This window comes from Synechococcus sp. PCC 7335, from assembly GCF_000155595.1.
Taxonomy (GTDB): Bacteria; Cyanobacteriota; Cyanobacteriia; order Phormidesmidales; family Phormidesmidaceae; genus Phormidesmis.
This window is the reverse complement of the sequence record NZ_DS989904.1, coordinates 3,642,251-3,660,404: the sequence shown is the minus strand read 5'-3', so window position 1 is coordinate 3,660,404 and position 18,154 is coordinate 3,642,251. Positions and strand designations below refer to the sequence as shown.

The window sequence follows — 18,154 nt, the reverse complement described above, 5'->3', positions numbered from 1 at the left end:
TATTTCAACAACTCACTATATTTTGAAAGTGAGTCTTAGCTACGCCCCTATAGCGAGAACTTCGCAGGCCGCAGCTGGTAACACCTTGAGCAATCATGCTCTCGATACCAGCACGGTGACGATAGCGTTCTGTGACCTTCAATGGATTTGCTCAGCTTACCAACTTTCCAGGGCTTCTGGAGTTCGCCAACAGTGTTAGATAGACTAGTGATCAAGAATAGACCTGCTTGCGGGTCTGCCCTTTGATTGAAGCGCTAGGGAGATAGTTTTTAATGGTACAGACTTCACTGACACCAGCTGCGGCGAGTGCTGAAACAGCTTTTACCCTTAAGTTTGAGCAAGTGGGTATCCATGACGTTCCTATTGTGGGTGGGAAGAATGCTTCTTTAGGGGAGATGATTCAGCAGCTATCTTCCCAAGGCGTCCGCGTACCAACTGGGTTTGCCACAACGGCTGATGCGTACGACTATTTTATTAAAGAAGGCGATATAGAAGAAAAGATGCGATCGCATCTAGACACATTAGACACCGAAGATATTCAGGCGCTCAGTAACTGTGGTCAAGCTGTTAGAGATCTCATCCTAGAAACCCCTTTTCCCCTAAAGCTAGAAGCCGCTATAACAGCAGCCTATCTAGAGCTATGTGAACAAACTGGTCAGCCTACTTTAGATGTGGCTGTTCGATCGAGTGCTACTGCTGAAGATCTGCCAGATGCGAGCTTTGCCGGACAGCAAGAAACCTATCTCAACATTCACGGTGTCAAAGGCGTTCTAGATGCCTGTCATAAGTGCTTCGCCTCTCTATTTACCAATCGAGCAATCTCCTATCGAGTCACACAAGGCTTTGATCATTTCTCTGTTTCGCTTTCTGTAGGTGTTCAACAGATGGTGCGATCCGATCTGGCAACATCAGGCGTTATGTTCTCAATCGACACCGAAACCGGCTTCAAAGATGCAGCTTTGATCACAGCGGCCTATGGCCTAGGTGAAAATGTCGTACAGGGAACGATCACCCCTGACGAATATATGGTGTTTAAACCAATGCTGCAGCAGGGCTATCGCCCTATTCTGAAAAAACAGCTCGGTAGCAAAGCGCTGAAGATGGTCTATGACAGCGGTGGAAACAAGCTGGTTAAAAATGTTGCTGTAGAAGAGCGTGATCGCAATCGATATGCACTTAGCGACGACGAAGTTCTGATCTTAGCTAGATGGGCCTGCACTATTGAAGCGCATTATTCGCAGGTGCATAGCGTGCTTACCCCGATGGATATTGAGTGGGCCAAAGATGGCATCACTGGAGAGCTATTTATCGTACAAGCGAGGCCCGAAACAGTTCAATCTCAAAAATCTGCCTCTGTCTTACGCAGATACCGACTTCAAACAGACCCGCGCCAGATAGACAAAACCAAGCTAGCCCCCATCGCTGTCGGTCAAGCCGTCGGTGAAATGATTGGACAAGGTCCCGCTCGAATTATTCACTCATCTGCCAACATTGTTGATTTTCAGCCGGGGGAAGTGCTGGTGACTCAACGCACCGATCCAGACTGGGAGCCGATCATGAAGCAAGCCAGCGCTATCGTCACCGATCAGGGTGGTCGAACCTGTCATGCAGCGATCATCGCTCGTGAAATGGGCATTCCTGCTATCGTTGGCTGTGGTGATGCCACCCAGACGATTACGCCAAACCAAACGATTACAGTCACTTGCGCTGAAGGGGAAGTTGGCAAAGTCTATGACACGCTTATTCCATTCGAGGTAGAAGAAATTGCCATTGATAATCTGCCGCCTACCCGCACTAAGATCTTGATGAACGTGGGCAATCCAGAAGAAGCCTTTCGGTTAGCGGCGATTCCTTGTGACGGGGTAGGGCTGGCCCGGTTAGAGTTTATCATTGCCAATCATATTGAGGTTCATCCCCTAGCGCTGCTGCACTTTGATCAGCTAACCAATGAGCAAGATAGAAGAGCGATCACCAAGCGAACAGAGTTGTATAACCGCAAAGCTGACTACTTTGTCGAACGTTTGACTCACGGAATTGCGACTATCGCTGCGGCCTTCTATCCTAATCCTGTTGTAATTCGGCTTTCAGACTTCAAGAGCAATGAATACGCCAACCTATTAGGTGGAAAAGACTTTGAACCCACAGAAGAGAATCCAATGATCGGCTGGCGCGGCGCCGCTCGCTATACCGATCCTAGTTATCGCGAAGCCTTCGCCCTTGAGTGTTTAGCTCTCAAACGGGTAAGAGATCAGATGGGGTTGACTAACGTAATTCCGATGGTCCCTTTTTGTCGAACGCCTGAAGAAGGTCGAGCTGTACTTAATGAGATGGCCAGTCACGGTCTAGTCAAAGGAGAAAATGATCTCCAGGTCTACGTGATGTGCGAGATTCCAAACAACGTCATCTTAGTTGAAGAGTTTGCTAAAATCTTTGACGGCTTTTCGATTGGTTCTAACGATCTCACCCAGCTAACGCTGGGTCTAGATCGTGATTCCGCGCTAATTGCCCATCTGTTTGATGAGCGCAGCGCTGGGGTGAAGAAAATTGTCAGTATGGCAATTGACGGCGCGAAACGCTCTAGTCGTAAAATTGGCCTATGTGGTCAGGCACCGAGTGACTATCCTGAGTTTGCTCAGTTCTTGGTAGAAGAAGGTATTGACTCTATTAGCCTAAATCCTGACTCAGTGATTAAGACAACTTTGGCGATCGCAGAAATAGAACGTGCAATGTCTGTTGAAGCACCCTAAAGAACAATACATTACTAGATTGAGTAGTGGCAGCAGTTTGAAGAGGGCTTTTGGGGGCCTAGACTGCCTTGCTCTATCGATGTCAACTGATGTTCAACTCAGATAGAGACGCTTGTCACCAAAATAAAAGCCACAGCAATTAGCTCTCTTGAGGAATCCAAACCGAGACTGACCCTGCTAAACATCTAAAGTTGGCCCAGCCGTCTTCGTTAGTAGTAATAGGCTCGTCTATATGCTCAGTCAAGTCAACATAAGTTGTGTTGGGCCGTCCTACTTCCATCCACTTTGTTCCTTCCTCACCAGTACTCAAGACGACTGCCAGACCGCCGGGAAACTCGTCTGTACCTAAGCGTGTCCATCCGATAGTATTGGCGTGGTCAAAGTAGTCATACTGGTCGCCATAAGCGTATTTTTGTCGCGCTTGTAGAAACTTGTCTATAAGCCATTGGTGGCTATCCATCCAAATTTCGTATTCGTTCCCATCTTTTCCACTATCTTTGTAGTGGGCTCCATAGTAGTCAGCATAAAAAACACAGGGATAGCCATCGCGACGCATTAGAATCAGTGCATAAGCTAAGGGCTTGAACCAGGGCTCTACCACAGATTCTAAGGACTGCAACGGTTGAGAATCATGGTTTTCAACTAGTGTGACCGCTAAGGTCGGTTGGTCTTTGACTAAGGTTCCATCAAAAATAGTACGCATGTCATAGTTATTGCCTGTTTTGCTCGCTTCGGTGAAGTTGTAGTGCAAAGGCGCGTCGAACAGCGCAACATCGCCACCAGTCACATCAATAAAGTGGTGCAGCGCTTCAATATGCGATGACCAGTACTCACCTACAGCGAAGAGCCTTCTGCCGCTGTATCGGCGAGTGTTCTGAAGCCAGTCGGGAAAGAAACCTGCTTGCACATGTTTGACCGCATCAAAGCGAAAACCATCTACGTCTGTGGTATCAACTATCCATTCACCCCAGCGCATCATATCATCACGAATTTCGGGATGGTTGAAGTCAACATCACAACCCATCAGGTAGTCGAAGCCCCCTTTTTCCATGTCGACTTCAGTGTCGAACGTTTTTCCTTCAAAAAGAAATATCGCCTCAAAGTCTCCTTGCTCATAAGCGTTGTAATCCGCCGCGTTGAAGTGCCACCAGTGAAGCTCTAGCGCTGAGTACTTGCCTTGCCTACCTGGAAAGTTAAAATGAGTCCAAGACTTGATCGTAACTTCATCTCCAATTGGCTGTTGGCGGTTGCTAGGGGAGTAAGGGGTAGCTCTAAACTCTTCTTCAGCGTCGCCGCCAAGTCGATGATTAAGAACAACATCGGCATAAACCTGGATTCCAGCTTGCTTAGCCGTTTTAATGGCGTTGATATACTCATCTTTCGTACCATATTTAGTACGAATAGAACCCTTTTGATCAAACTCGCCTAAGTCATACATATCGTAGACACCATAGCCTACGTCATATCCACCCGCAGTGCCTTTGTATGCCGGCGGCAACCACACTGAAGTGATACCTGCTGCCGCTAATGCTTCGGCTTTATCGGCTAGCTCATCCCACAGTGTTCCATCTGGTTCGTTGTACCAGTGGAAATATTGCATCATCACGCCATTGGGTGCAGACATATTTTTCGTCCACGATAGTGGAGTAGAGGAAAAAGTGGGGGCATATCAATCATCGGCATAACAAAGATTAAATTCAATACGCCTAGGGGAATATCTTAAATTTTGTAAAGACTCCTACCCATCACTATGTGCCGTTTCGAAGCATCGTTTTACCGTACACGGGTATTACGGCGTTGAAAGTTTAATCAATAGTTTGATCGATATAGGATCGCTCCTTTCAAGAATTACGTTTGTATGTGAACGAACTAAAGCTTTTATGCACACGGTTGGTTACAGTGCTTTTGATGACGCATAGGGGTAGAATTTGTGTCTTGTTTTACTACTCTGACTCTATCTCTTGGAAGAGACGATGTTCTCTATCGCTACCTTATGATATTGAAAGCTTTAGAAGAGAACGCTTTTTGCATGCTGGTTGCTTACTCGCGATAGAGGACTTAGGTGATAGAGTTTAGGTCATAGGGAGCCCGCAAGCTCAAGAGTAATTCGCTACTAATGTTGCCTTGATTTGTTTAGCTCCTTACTATCCTTAATACACATACAAATACGCCTACAGTTTTGGAGCGATCGCCCGACTAAACACTTTTCACTTTCATTCAACCATTTCCATTCAACCATTCTCAGTAATTAAGAGAAGATAGTTCCATGATTAAACGTGTATTGGTTTCACTACGTGTCTGTGCAAAACACCTTACTTTTCTTTCTATCGGTTTGATTATGCTGATAGGTCTAATGCAACCTGCTGCCAAAGCTGCACCGTTGATATCAGATGAATCTACGCAGGTGTCAGCTCCAGATGAACTTGAAGCGATGCGGGCCCAGCGTAGAGCTGCCCAAAGCAAGGCCTCTATGGAGGCGAACGATGAAGTTCAGGCAGACTCTTTAGGGGAAGTGCTTAACGAGAAGCTGAATCTAGAAGAGATTGCTGAAGAGAACGTTGCTGTTGATAACGCTCCTGAGCTACCTGATCGCACGACTGTTAGCAAGTAGTTTGATTTTCTTGGTTAAATATTGTTTGGCTGTGAATATTACGTTCTACTATTGTCAGGTTGTGCCACTACTTATTGTTTAGATAATGTCTAGTCGCTTACAGCAGTCTGCGGCGTTCAGCCTTGACAGAACGTCTGTACTAAAAGCTAGAATTGGCGATATAGTAATGGCTACTGTAGGTGGAGGTGAGTCACCCATGAGTATGCAGCTAGACACTATCAGGTCTTCGTTTTAGATATTGCTCGTGCTAAGCATTTCTATCAAGATGCACTCGGATTAAGTCTAGAAGTAGACAGCGCACAAGAAGGTTTTCTGGTGTTGCGTTCAGCGGATGTTTCCATCGTTGTTGAAAATTCAGAAGTGTCAGACGACACGACTGGCGAGTTGTTAGTGGGTAGTTTTACAAGGTTGTCCTTTACAGTTGAAAATATTTCTGAGAGTCATAACAAACTGACTCGCTCAGAAGTAGAGTTCCTCGACCCACCTGAGAAGCAGCCGTGGGGCGGCACTATTGCATCGTTCAAAGACCCAGACGGCAACACCTTGACGCTTGTACAGTCGTGGTCTAGTTGTGCCCGATGCAACTATCAAAGTCCATCTGAGGCAACGAAGATTCGAGATGACTTGGCCGCCTGAGAGGTTATTCGCGCTTAAGTAAATAGGTCATAATAGGTTGTGTCTTGCAGTCGGTTGAACACAGCTTTCATGGAAACTACGAAATTGCTTACCCTCCCCGACAAGCGACAGTTAGCTTACGCGGAGTTTGGAAAGCCTAGTGGACATCCAGTTTTGTACTTCCATGGAGGGCTGTCCTGTCGGTTAGAACCCTTATTGTGGGGAGACGAAACCATAAAGCGATCCGGCTTATATCTCATTGCGCCTGATCGCCCAGGCATAGGAAGATCTGACCCACAACCTAATCGAAGCTTCTCTGACTATGTGAAAGACGTAGAATTCCTCGCAGGTGCCTTAGGTTGGAACAAATTCTCTACACTAGGTGTTTCTGGCGGTGGTGGGTATGGCGTAGCCTGTGCCGCCAAGATTCCTAATCGGCTTCATACTGTCGTCATGGCTTCAGGTGCATGGCAAGCGGACGCAATCAAGCATTTTCCAATAGCTCAGCGCTTAGCTTGGAGGCTGGCGCAAAGATTTCCTTTGATCAACCTGTTAACACTTAAACTGGAATTACAGTCTCTGAATGATTCTGCAGAACGCCGCTTGGCGAAGATGAAAAAGCGGGTTTCTCCAGTGGACTATGACTTTGTAGAATCACAAAATCGCGTAGAAACGGTGCGTCAGATGTCGGCTGAGTCGATGTGTCAGGGATTGAAAGGTGTCGCTTGGGATACTCAGCTCTACTTAAAAGAGTGGGATTTCAATGTAGATAAGATTCAGATGCCATTGACGTTCTTACACGGCGAACAAGATATTACGATTCCGATTGCAGTGGCAAAACAAGTCGCTGCGAGCTTGCCGACAGCCCAACTCACAACCTATCCGGCAGAGGGGCATCTGACCTTAATCGCGAATCAGTTTGAGACAATCGCCAGTAAGTTGATTGTCAAGTAACGACGCTTAGCTCATTAGAGCTTTTGAGAATCCTTCTTTGGGACATTTAAAGAGACTTATGTTTAGAGGGGGCTAGAAAGGTCTAAATTTTGCGACCTACAGATGTGCTGCATAAAACTTTCAAAACGAGTGGAACTTTACTTGTGTAGAAAAGTTGGTCGCTGCTTACATAATAGGAGAACTTCTTACCTATATCAGTGCTTAGTCGCGGTGACAGATTATGACCTCTTTCCGAACATCCGCGTTCGTTTTGGGATGTGTAGCGGCGCTAACTTGGGGCCTAACAGGTACATTCATCAAGCTGCTGCCCGGTTTCACAACGCTTGAAGTCCTTTCTATTCGCGTGCTAAGCGCGTTCGTATCCACTCTTGTAGTTTTTGTCTTTTATCCCTCGTTGTTGTCAACTGCTATACAGCTCATTCGCAGGCCGACCGGATTATTGCTATCTAGTCTGATGGTGTTCTACTACTTGTTCGCAGTACGAGCCTTTCAACTAGCGCCTGTCGGTGATGTAACCCTTGTCGTGGGACTCTCGCCCATCCTGGGTCTCATCATCAAAGCGGTCTTAGGCAAAGGAATAGTACGCACGGAAATAGTCGGCGTCTCTATCTCATTTATCGGATTACTATTGTTTATCTATCCGAAAGTGACAGGCCTTGGAGAAGAACAATCAATTTACCTAACAGGACTCTTCTTTGCTTTACTAGCAGCCTGCGTATCGCTTGGGTATGCAGCTTTGTTCAAACACTATTCTAGCTTAAACAAAAGCATAGACCCAGTTGCAGTATCTTGCGCGACGTTCGCGATTGGGTCTATGATAATTGCACCGATTACGGTAGCTAGCTCGCATCTGTTTCTTCTAGAGGTCGTCTCGGACAGTCGGGTTGCCGCCATATCATTAGGATTAGGTATTATAGCGACCGCTGTTCCGACTTTCTGCTACAGCTATGCTGCTAAGTACCTTTCTCCCATATTGACAACAGCACTAAATTTGGTTACGCCTGTCTCTGCTGCAGCAATTGCATTTATCCTATTGCAAGAAACAATACCGCTGCTCAGCATATTTGGTGCAGTTCTTATCTTTGTAGGTATTTTTCTACTCTCTACTGCGAAACCTGCTGTCTCCCAACAGTCAGAGCGTCTTTAAGGATATGCAGCTTAAAGACTGTACCTCGCTCCTTGGTTTTCAAAGGTACTCGGAGTTACAAACTGAGCAAAGATGAGCGATATCTGCAGTTAGCACTTTAAATTCGTACTGCAAGCGTTTTCCTATATCAGAATTATTTGTTGAACGTACGTTGCTTGCTGATACTATGCAAGAGACATACGCCTTTTAGAAAAGTCTACGTAGTGGTGTACGTCATTATCGGATTACGCACTGGTTTGTCCCTATGCCTTGCCCCATGCCTTGATAGTGTCTTCTTGAGCTGCCCTTCCTATGTCTGATACGCCCGACTCTGCGCCCCAAGAGCAGGCCCCACGTCCTCATTCTTCTCATCGCTTTCGAAAAACGCTCCTGACGATTGCAGGGGGGATGGGAGTCGTTGCCGTAGCAGGTGCAGTGGTCATTGCAGTTTGGGGCAATCGGATTGTGACTGCGTTGCTTCTACCTCGCGTAACGGCATCTGTCGATGAGGCAATTAACCGTCCAACTGAACTAGGAGACGTCACAGGACTGACTTTTTGGGGAGTGCGGCTAGGAAAGTCTGTGATTCCGCCCACAGAAACGGACCTATCTTCGATTACGGTAGACGAAATTGAGGTCAAAATCGGACTGCGATCGCTAATCCTACAGCAAATCGCCAAATCAGAGATCGTGTTAGTGCGGCCTGATATCTCTTTAGTTCAATCAGAAGACGGCACCTGGACTGATTTTGAGCTGCCAGAATCCGAGGAGGCAGAATCGAGAATCAAATCAGAGATTCAATCGATTAAGATTGAGGACGCTAGCGTCACGGCTGTTCCTTTCATCGATCCAGATCTGCCAGCGATCGTGCCACGTGAGATTGTCCAGGTGCGCGATACCGATGTGCTAGTTGAATTTTTCGGAGAAGGTGCCAAAGAATTCACTTTTGATGCCGCCGGAGAGCTCGACTCTGGCGATTTTGCGCTCAACGGCAACGGTAATCTCAATACTCAAACGGTTAAAGCCGCAGTGCGAGCTGACGATGTTCCGGTGACGGGCGTCAATATCTTTTTGCCTGATTCACTTGGGCTAGTCTCAGGTGAGCTAGACGGCAATCTGACGTTGTTGACCGCTCTGGTAGACGGTGGTCTTGACGAATCCGTGACTGACATCAAAGGCGTTGCTTCTTTGCAAAACGGAGAGTTTCTAGCCAGTCAACTGTCGGCGCCTGTTGAAGACATTCGTAGCCAGCTTGTCTTCAAAGGGCAAAGCGTCACCGTAGAAGATACGAGCCTAGAGCTAGATGGCGTGAGTGCGATCGCAACGGGTGATGTCGATTGGGAAGAAGGCTATGACCTCCGAGCGCAAATTCCGGCGGTTACCCTAGACAATGTGCAGAGGCTGGGTAATTTTGATTTACCGGTAGCTGCAAACGGTACGTTTGAACTTGATGTGCAGGTAACTGGAGAGATAGACGAGCCGCAGGCACAAGGTCAGCTAGCCAGCTTAGCGCCTTTGCAAGTAGACCGGCTAGATCTACAGGCGGCAACGGCTAACTTTGAGGTAACGCGATCGCAATTTGACCTTAATGAACTTCGGCTGCTGCCCCAGGTGGGTGGACTTGTGGTTGCTAGCGGACAGCTTGATCTATCCGATCTAGACAATCTGAGCTTTGCCTTAGAGGCCGAAGCAGACAATTTGCCCGCAGACACACTCGCCCAGATTTACGATGTCACGGTTCCAGAAGATCTGACTATTGGCTCTGTGAGCGCTGATATTCAGGCCGCCGGTAATTTAGACTCGCCTATAGCAACCGCTCAATTTCAGCTTTCAGACTCTGACTTTCCAGCTACCGGAGAAGTTGCGCTAGTAGACAATACGCTAGTGCTAGACAACACGCTAGTGCAGGTGAGTGGCGGGACACTGAACGCTGCTGCGGTTCTAGATTTGGACAGTCTTCTCTTTGAGCTAGATGCTCAAGCAACGAACATTGCGACAGACGCCCTTGCTCAAACCTACGGCTTTACTACACCAGAAGATCTTGTCATTGGCAACTTGAGCGCCGATATCAAGGCAGGCGGAGAGCTGCGATCGCCCACTGCATTCGCTGAGTTTCAGCTTTCTGAGTCCGACTTTCCAGGGACTGGGGAAGTTGCTTTTGCAAACAACATTTTGCAGCTGGACAACACTCAACTGCGAGTGGCTGAAGGTACACTGAGCGCCACTGCTCTTTTAGACCTAGACAGCCGCAATTTCCAGGCCGATGTAGCTACGCAGCGTATTCCGATTCAACAATTCACCACTCAAGCTCAAGGGCTATTAAATGCGAATGTTTCAGCTTCTGGAAACTTAGATGCGCTTGATGTTGGCAGTATTGAAGTCGTTGGAGAAGCCGCGATCACTAATGCTCAGCTTCAACTCACTGACACTAGCGAGCCTCTACTAGCGCAGGGCGACTGGACTACGGCTTTTGCACTTCAAGGAAACAGCCTTGCTATCGATTACTTTACTGCGCCTGGAGTTTACGCAGACGGTACCATTGGCATCGATCTCGACCAGCCTAATCCCATTGGAGATCTCAATCTATCTGTAGCGCTTGAGTCAGTTAACCTTCGTCCGTTCAACAGCTTTGCTCCTCAAACTGTCAGCGACTATGCCCAGGTGGATGGACGTGCTAGCTTTGAAGGTCAAGTGCTAGGAACGCTGCCTGATCCGCAAATTGTTGGCGACGCTAGGTTAAACAATTTTGCGCTTAACGATCTACTGTTTGAGCCACTTAGTGGGCCAGTTGCGTTCTCTCTTTCAGAAGGAGGCCGAGTCAATCTACAAGGAACAGAAGATCGTCTTCAGCTAGCGGTGGGGGGCTCCCCTGAAGCAGACCTGCTCGATCGGCCAATCTCTTTTGAAGTACGAAATTCAGGGTTTATTGCACAAGGGTCTGGAGAAAATAGTCAGTTCCAAGCTAGCTTGCTCCAGCTACCTTTAGAACTATTGGATATCCAACCAGCCGTACAGTATGGCTTTGGAACGATAGCTGGCCGCTTGGATGCTAGGGTGGAAGCCAACTTGAGTGACTTAAACAATCCCATTGTGTCAGGCGAGCTGGCGATCGCCGATCCTTCACTTCGTCCTGTTGATGCTGATCAACTTACCGCTAGTTTTGCCTACGCTAACGACACCGTCACGATAGAGCGAGGAGAACTTCTCTTTGATGAGAGTCAATACCTACTCGCTGGTAGCGCTAATCTCCCAAACTCTAGTCGAGATGATATTGAGTATGAAGGTGCGCTAACAGTCGCTAAAGGACGAATTGAAGATCTCGTTCCAATTATTGAAGCAGTTGACTTTAGCGCTTTTGGTTTGCCTGATCCTTCTGGACCACTGGGATCGGCCGCTGATCTCACCACAGTCTCTGTAGGATTGCCTGATGCCAGTTTGTTGGAGAAGCTAGAAAGTTTTGTTGCTTTCTTAGAAGAAAATCCTCCTGAAGAAAGTGAACCAGGTGACTTGGTACTCGCTGATATAGATGAACTGACTGGAGAATTTACGGGTTCTATCGAGGTCGCTGGTAGAACATCTGAACCCTCTAATCTCTTCGCCGACTTTGATATTCAAGGCAGCGATTGGGAATGGGGCCAATATACACAAGACAACAGCTTCTCAATTGCCGGGGATATTCAACAAGGTAGCGTTGATATTATTGCCAATGTTGACTCAGCCGAAACTCAAGTTGATCTAACTGCTAATGGTAATCTAGAACAGCTTGATGGGCAGCTAGTTGCCCAGAATGTTCCAGTAGAGCTAGTAGAGATCGTTTATCCCTTGCCTGCCGAGGTGGTAGGCACGCTAGATACAGTGACCACCTTTGGTGGTAGTCTTTCAAATCCTGCTGTAGTTAGCCAAATAACCGTTACAGAAGCGCAAGTAAACGGCTACGCGATTGACCGAATAGGGGCGAATCTCGACTATCGCAATGCAGTTCTGAACCTAGAGAGTGAGGTTGCGGTTTTGCCTGTGAAAGGCCAGGTGGAGGACCAAACGGAAGCTCAGATAGAAGATGGGGCGATCGCTCAGCTCAGTCAGCTTTTTGACGGTTTCGGTAGCAATCCTGTCACCATAGAAGGCAGGGTGCCGTACGCTTTCTCTTTTATGGATGTGGCTCCCTCTACTGAGCAAATAGATCTAAAGGCGGTTGTTCCCAGCGAGAATTTTGCTCTGCTGAATGCCCTAACAGATGATCAGGTCCGTTGGGAAGGAGGGGAAGGTGAGATTGTTGTACAGGTTGGGGGTAGCGTGGCTCAACCGCTTGTAGCCGGAGAGGCAACTATCAGAAACGGCGTTGTTGTTAGTGAGTTGGTAGGCGATCCGATTACCAGCATCAATGGGGATGTTCTATTTAATCTTGAACGAGTCGACATTCAACAGTTCCAAGCCCAGTTAAATAATGGTCGCATAGTTGCAGACGGAGCGCTACCGCTGCTGCTATCAGGCGAATCAATTCTTTCTTCTCAGATATCTGCTTCAGCAAGAACTCCTCAAGTTACTCGGCAGATCGCCCAAATAGGTCCCCAATTGGCCACACAGCTAAAACAGATAGAACAGTCAAATCAACCAGATACTAACGGCATAGTAATTTCCTTAGAAGATCTCCCTATTGACTATAAGGACATTTTGCAAGCTGATCTTCAAGGACAGATTTTGATTTCGGATGCTGTTTTAGAACCGACTATCAGTGGCGCTTTAGAAGTTGACAACGGAGAAGTCCAAGCTAATCAGCTACTGAGAGAAGCAAGTGGCTCTAGTCTGCCTACTGAAGAAGAACTAGAGGAAATCAATCCATATCGAGCTGAGTATTTAGGGATTGATCCACTTGAAGTACAACCGGATGAAGTGCCGCCAGGAATTTCAGACAATATTGTTATCCAAGACTTTACCTTGGCGTTTGGCGATCGCCTATCAATCATCGGTCAGCCTTTCTATAACATCACTGCTACCGGTGGACTCACCGTAAACGGCACTCTCAACAACCTACAGCCAGATGGGGTAGTTGAGCTAAGAACCGGCTGGATCAATCTCTTCTCGACCCAGTTTCGCTTAGACAGGAACGCGGCGAATACAGCAACATTTACACCTGAAGGTGGCCTTGATCCGTTTCTAGATGTCGTTATGCTAGCGAGGGTTCAAGAGACCGATATCACCAATACGCCTGTGGTTGCAGGTGGCTTTCTCAGTGCGGATATCAATGAGACCCCGATTGAAACTACAGGTAACGTTCAATACATTAGTGTCAGAGCCGAAGCTACAGGACCTGCTAGCGAAATTGATGAAAATCTTGTTCTTACTAGCGATCCTTCCCGTAGGGAGGGTGAGCTGCTAGCGCTCTTGGGCAGTGACTTGTTTACTGGCTTAACCTCTGCGTCATACCTCCAGGTCGCAGAGTTCGTTGGTGCGGGTCGTCTATCTACCTTTGGTGATCGTGTCGCAGACGCAGTTGGTCTACAGTCTTTTAGAGTCTTTCCCACTACTGATACCGGAGAAGATAGCACTGCCGACATTGGCATTGGCGTAGAAGCGACAGCAGCTATTGGCGAACGATTTAACATTGATTTCTTACAAGTTTTGAATAGCAGTAATGCGCCGCAGCTAGGTGTACAGTACGAATTTACAGATAGCTTACGAATCAGAGGCGCGTCTAACCTGGACGTAGAAGATACTGACTTTGAACTGGAATACAGGATTAGATTCTAAGCATTCAGTACAAATTGATCTGCAGTTGTGGAGCTGATAAGACAGCACAGTTCAGTTCCCGCTGCACAAGCAATAAGGTGTAGAATGGCTCTCTTCCCAGAAGTATTCTCAAAGGTATAGTTGGTGATAGATACAGCTTGCTCGTACTAACTTCAATCTTCGCAAAAATTGAAGTTAGGTCTTTTCGCTAGCTGCACAGTAGCATAACGCTGAAACGAATCCGACTCCCTCTTGATAACTAAGATTCTTGTTGCATAGTCTAAGTGAAACGTACAACAGGCGTTGGGTCTCTTTGTAGCCTTCGTTCTCTGGTATTAGAGATTTTGCTGAGAGTCTACAAAACCACAGTGAGGCTTTATACAAAAGCCAGCGAATACACGAATCTAGAAGAGCCTCAAAATAGCCAGAATGATGACATGTGATGGAGCGCATTTTCATGATTGGCGTATTAGCATTCTGCATAGGAACTATTTCTGCATTGCTTTGGTGGTATTCAGAATCCGTTAAGCAGATAAAGAAGCGGAAGGAACGGCGTATAGATGCTAATAGAAAAGATAGGAATTATAGACCACGACGTAGCATCAAACCTAAGTCACCATGGTTAAGTCGTGCAGCTAAAGACATGAAACGATTGCCTGGGTTTAATCGTCTCAACGGGCTCACTCGAAATGTAGAAACAACTCAGCGGATGATTGAATATGTTGCTATGAGACATCCAGAGAAAGATCAGCAGTGGTGCATTGAGAAAGCAATTTACGACCTTGAACGCGATCGCATGGCCCGCTAACCAATTACCCAGCTTAGCGAATGAGATTGAAAGTACGGCTGTGCTTTTGAGGTTGAAAAGATCTCAAGGCCCTCTTATGGATTGAAACGAAACCTAGATACACTAGAGAATAAGACGTTTCAACAGAAACATTCTTTAGTAGGCGCTGTTCGATGTTTCCTTTCACATGCTCTATTACTCTACTGCCGGTAAGCCAAAGAACCCGCCTCTTCTACTTCTTCATGGGTTTTTAGGCAACTGCCTCGACTTCTCACAAATTCTGCCTTCTCTCTCAGCTCACTTCTACTGCATCACACCTGATCTTCCCGGCCACGGTGATACATACACTGAACCAGGCCACTACACCTTTCCCCACATTGCCCAAGCCTTGCTAGATCTACTAGATCATCTCGACGTGCCTAAGACGCATCTACTTGGATATTCTATGGGAGGAAGATTAGCGCTTTATTTTGCCTGCGAGTTCTCAGATCATGTTGAAAAAGTCGTTCTAGAATCTACCTCCCCCGGCCTCAAAACTGCTGCGGAAAGGATGCGTAGACAGCAACAGGATGACCTTGTTGCACAGCGCCTACTTAAAACATCTCTGTCAAACTTTCTAGACCAGTGGTACAACAATTCGCTATTCACCGATCTAAAACAGCACCCTGATCTCTATACTGCTATGCTCCAGCGGCGTCTGTCTAATCGACCAGAAGAGGCGGCTAGGGCGCTGTGTGGATTAAGCGTAGGACGCCAATCTCCTTTGTGGGAAAAATTAGCCTCGTTAGAGAGTCCTTTGCTATTCGTAGTAGGAGAACTCGACCTAAAATTTGTCGCTATCGGCAAAGAGATACTTAAAACCTGCCAGCAAAATCGACGACAAGTGACGCTATCAGTTTTTGCACAGTGTGGACACAACGTTCATCTAGTTGCACCCGATGCATACACTGATGCTGTTATCAGATTCCTAAGTAGGACCATCTAGCAACATGTATTCAAATACCTTGATAATATACGGTTTACTATCTGCGACTAATCACCATCACTGTTGTTAGGTGGTGCAGCTCCTGTGCCGCCTAGTAGATATTGAGCCTGCAGACGACTATTCCTCTCTACAAAGTGGTGTTGCGAAAGTGGTGATCGCATCCCCTTTTCAGTCAGAATATTCCTCAACGGACAATAACGGAAATAACGGATATTATCTATGTTTGCCTGGCTTACAGCGCTTACGGTCGCCCAGACTGCGCCTTCTCAACCCCATTTAGCGACTAGCCCTCAAGTTGGTAGTCCTACCCCCACCCTGATTACACAAACACCAACGCCAGAGGAACTTGTGGTCGAGCAGTCCGTCAGACCGTTACCCGGCGCTCTAGATAACGTCTCTGTTTTTAATAGCAACAGCCCTGAGCTAGTCGAAGAACCAGGCATTCTACTATCTACCTTTCCATCAACAGGTATGGCTGTGCCAGAAGCTCACTTGAACTTTCCGTTCAGTGGACGGTTCGATGTCTTCGCCCACCACGTTTATAAGGCGCTAGATTACGACGAAGAAAATCCTGAACTTCTAGATAGCTTATACGTTGGCATACTCGTAAATAATCCTGGGACGGTGCCTATAACTGTGCGAGTAAACTCAGGAGCGAGCTACCTCAGTCAGCCGGACGCGCCTTTCGTTCAGCTACCGGATTTTGTACCTTTTAGTCCTCTAAATCCAGTCTATGCTGGCCCAGGTAGCCGAGTAGCCGCAGATATGCTTCAAGAGCGCCTGCAAGATGTTTTTCCAAATGTGATGACCATTCCGCCGGGTGAAAGTCGGATGCTTTTGAATCAGCCAATTCCGATTCGAGAGCTAGAGCTACCGATCAATGGCCGTTCAACGCTAGCTCGTCTAGAGAGTGATGGACCCGTTTATGTAGCGAGTATGGCTCAATTTGCCGTTGTAGAAGAAAGTGCGGATGGCAGTGTAGTTGAAAGTGCACCAACACTAACGTCCTGGGAAGCTTTGTTGAAAGAGAGTGGACTCGCCGGACCCCGGGATCTTGCTCCTGCTCCCTTACCTTTAGCGGAAGGCGATCGCTTGATCTATGGCCGCGTAGCAGGCGTCTCCCAAGGCTCAGAATGGAAGGCAACACTCACAGATGATCCCACGACAAATCAGCTCACTATTCCTTCAGCCGGTGAAGCCTTTTCATATGGCATTAGCCTACTGTACGCTGGGACAATGGGTACTACCCAAAATCAAAGTGCCGAAATGCTGGTGCGCTACCCTGATACTGCTTATCAAAGTCACGGGAACTATGGCGTACGCTACAACCTTACGCTTCCCCTACAAAATCCAACAGATCAAACTCAAACGGTCACGGTTGCGCTTGAGACCCCAATCAAAGAAGATATGCTCAGTGAAGACGGACTACGTTTTTTTGAGCCTTTACCCGTCCAGACCTTTTTCAGGGGCCCTGTACAGGTTCGCTATCAGAATGATCGCGGGCTCCCAGTCATTCGTAACATCCATCTTGTGATGAAACGTGGCCAGCAAGGTATTCCCTTAGCTACGCTTACCCTACCGCCGATGGCCACACGCACGCTCGATGTCGACTTGATCTACCCAGCCGATTCCACTCCACCGCAGATTCTGACAGTAAAAACTGAGCCTTGATCTTACCCAGTCGGAATCACTATGACCACTGAAGCTATTATTATTCTGACAGTGGGTGTCGCTTCCTTCATCCGAGGGGTTTCTGGCTTTGGCGCAGCGCTGATCATTATGCCTGTGCTATCTGGACTAACTAGTATCTATGTTGCAGCTCCGTTAGTCGCTATTCTAGGACTGACTATCGATACGCTGCTGTGTTTTTATTACCGACGCTCTTTCGATTGGGGGTTAGTCGCTAAGCTGTGGATAGGATCTATCCTCGGAATTCCCCTCGGCTTCGTGATGCTGCGTTTCATTCCAGGTAATTGGATGCTCTTGGCGCTAGGGCTAATGATTGTGGTCTATGCCATCTATGCTTTGTTTGACCCGGCAATGCCTATACTACAGTCGCAGCGATGGATGTATGGCACAGGATTCTTGTGTGGAGCGTTAGGTAGCAGCTACAACATACCTGGACCACCTATTATCCTTTACGGCAACAGTCAGCGATGGGGACAAGAAAAATTCAAGAGCAATCTTAGTGTCTTTTTTTGGGGAAATGCTGTCTTCGTCGTACTTGGGCATATTGTTCAAAACCGCTTGACTGAGACAGTGTTTCAACAGTATATGATTGCCATACCTAGCATGATCATAGGATTATTCTCCGGAATAATCCTGTCCAGGTTCTTTAACCCGCTGGTATTTAGAAGAGTTGTTCTAGTTATTTTGATCCTTGTCGGCATTCGACTCTTCGTTCTAGGGTTGCAGTCTTAGCGACTGTTGGACTGTGTGGGGTCCTTATCTCGCTAGAGTTTAGCATGTCTTTAAAGGCGCTGATTTTGAGTAATACTCGCTGCTCAAGTTGAGTCATCATCGATGGCCTGACCTATTAATTTTGTCGATTTCGAAGTGAAGGACTTTTCGACGATAGAGATTAGGTTATATACGACTAGAA

General features: G+C 47.2%; 11 protein-coding genes and 1 pseudogene. 10 read left to right on the top strand and 2 right to left on the bottom strand.

The window, feature by feature from the left end; translation table 11 throughout:
- Positions 1-4 precede the first annotated feature (4 nt).
- Positions 5-142, bottom strand: a complete 138-nt coding sequence (locus tag S7335_RS29515; protein WP_083785092.1) for a transposase — start codon at positions 140-142, stop codon at positions 5-7.
- 130 nt (positions 143-272) lie between these two features.
- On the opposite strand from S7335_RS29515, the gene ppsA reads away from it, so the two are divergent.
- On the top strand, positions 273-2,747 hold the full coding sequence (gene ppsA / locus S7335_RS15460; protein ID WP_006455314.1) for a phosphoenolpyruvate synthase: 2,475 nt from the start codon (positions 273-275) through the stop codon (positions 2,745-2,747).
- Between the two features lie 139 nt (positions 2,748-2,886).
- Here ppsA and S7335_RS15455 read toward each other — a convergent pair whose 3' ends face one another.
- Positions 2,887-4,371 carry an alpha-amylase gene (locus tag S7335_RS15455; RefSeq protein ID WP_006456090.1) on the bottom strand — a complete coding sequence of 495 codons (1,485 nt, stop codon included), beginning with the start codon at positions 4,369-4,371 and terminating at the stop codon, positions 2,887-2,889.
- A gap of 642 nt (positions 4,372-5,013) precedes the next feature.
- Between S7335_RS15455 and S7335_RS15450 the strand changes: the two genes are divergently transcribed.
- From S7335_RS15450 to S7335_RS15410, 9 genes and pseudogenes are all read left to right on the top strand, one after another.
- Complete coding sequence (locus S7335_RS15450) at positions 5,014-5,358, top strand: hypothetical protein (RefSeq protein ID WP_038016346.1); 345 nt, start codon at positions 5,014-5,016, stop codon at positions 5,356-5,358.
- Between the two features lie 225 nt (positions 5,359-5,583).
- Positions 5,584-5,994, top strand: a pseudogene (locus S7335_RS26095) (VOC family protein); the annotation flags it as partial.
- Positions 5,995-6,063: 69 nt separating this feature from the next.
- On the top strand, positions 6,064-6,927 hold the full coding sequence (locus S7335_RS26090) for an alpha/beta fold hydrolase (RefSeq protein ID WP_050765905.1): 864 nt from the start codon (positions 6,064-6,066) through the stop codon (positions 6,925-6,927).
- A gap of 220 nt (positions 6,928-7,147) precedes the next feature.
- On the top strand, positions 7,148-8,074 hold the full coding sequence (locus tag S7335_RS15435; protein ID WP_006453479.1) for a DMT family transporter: 927 nt from the start codon (positions 7,148-7,150) through the stop codon (positions 8,072-8,074).
- 291 nt (positions 8,075-8,365) lie between these two features.
- The gene (locus tag S7335_RS15430) at positions 8,366-13,801 is read left to right on the top strand and encodes a translocation/assembly module TamB domain-containing protein (RefSeq protein ID WP_006455912.1); all 5,436 of its coding nucleotides are present in this window, start codon (positions 8,366-8,368) and stop codon (positions 13,799-13,801) included.
- Between the two features lie 622 nt (positions 13,802-14,423).
- A complete protein-coding gene (locus S7335_RS27890) occupies positions 14,424-14,588 on the top strand; it encodes a hypothetical protein (RefSeq protein ID WP_006453628.1) in 165 nt (54 codons plus the stop codon).
- A 166-nt stretch (positions 14,589-14,754) separates the two neighbouring features.
- Entirely contained in the window at positions 14,755-15,552 is a 798-nt protein-coding gene (gene menH / locus S7335_RS15420; RefSeq protein WP_006456706.1) for a 2-succinyl-6-hydroxy-2,4-cyclohexadiene-1-carboxylate synthase, read from the top strand.
- Between the two features lie 219 nt (positions 15,553-15,771).
- On the top strand, positions 15,772-17,223 hold the full coding sequence (locus tag S7335_RS15415; RefSeq protein ID WP_006453957.1) for a DUF3370 domain-containing protein: 1,452 nt from the start codon (positions 15,772-15,774) through the stop codon (positions 17,221-17,223).
- Between the two features lie 21 nt (positions 17,224-17,244).
- On the top strand, positions 17,245-17,973 hold the full coding sequence (locus tag S7335_RS15410) for a sulfite exporter TauE/SafE family protein (RefSeq protein ID WP_006455858.1): 729 nt from the start codon (positions 17,245-17,247) through the stop codon (positions 17,971-17,973).
- Positions 17,974-18,154 lie beyond the last annotated feature (181 nt).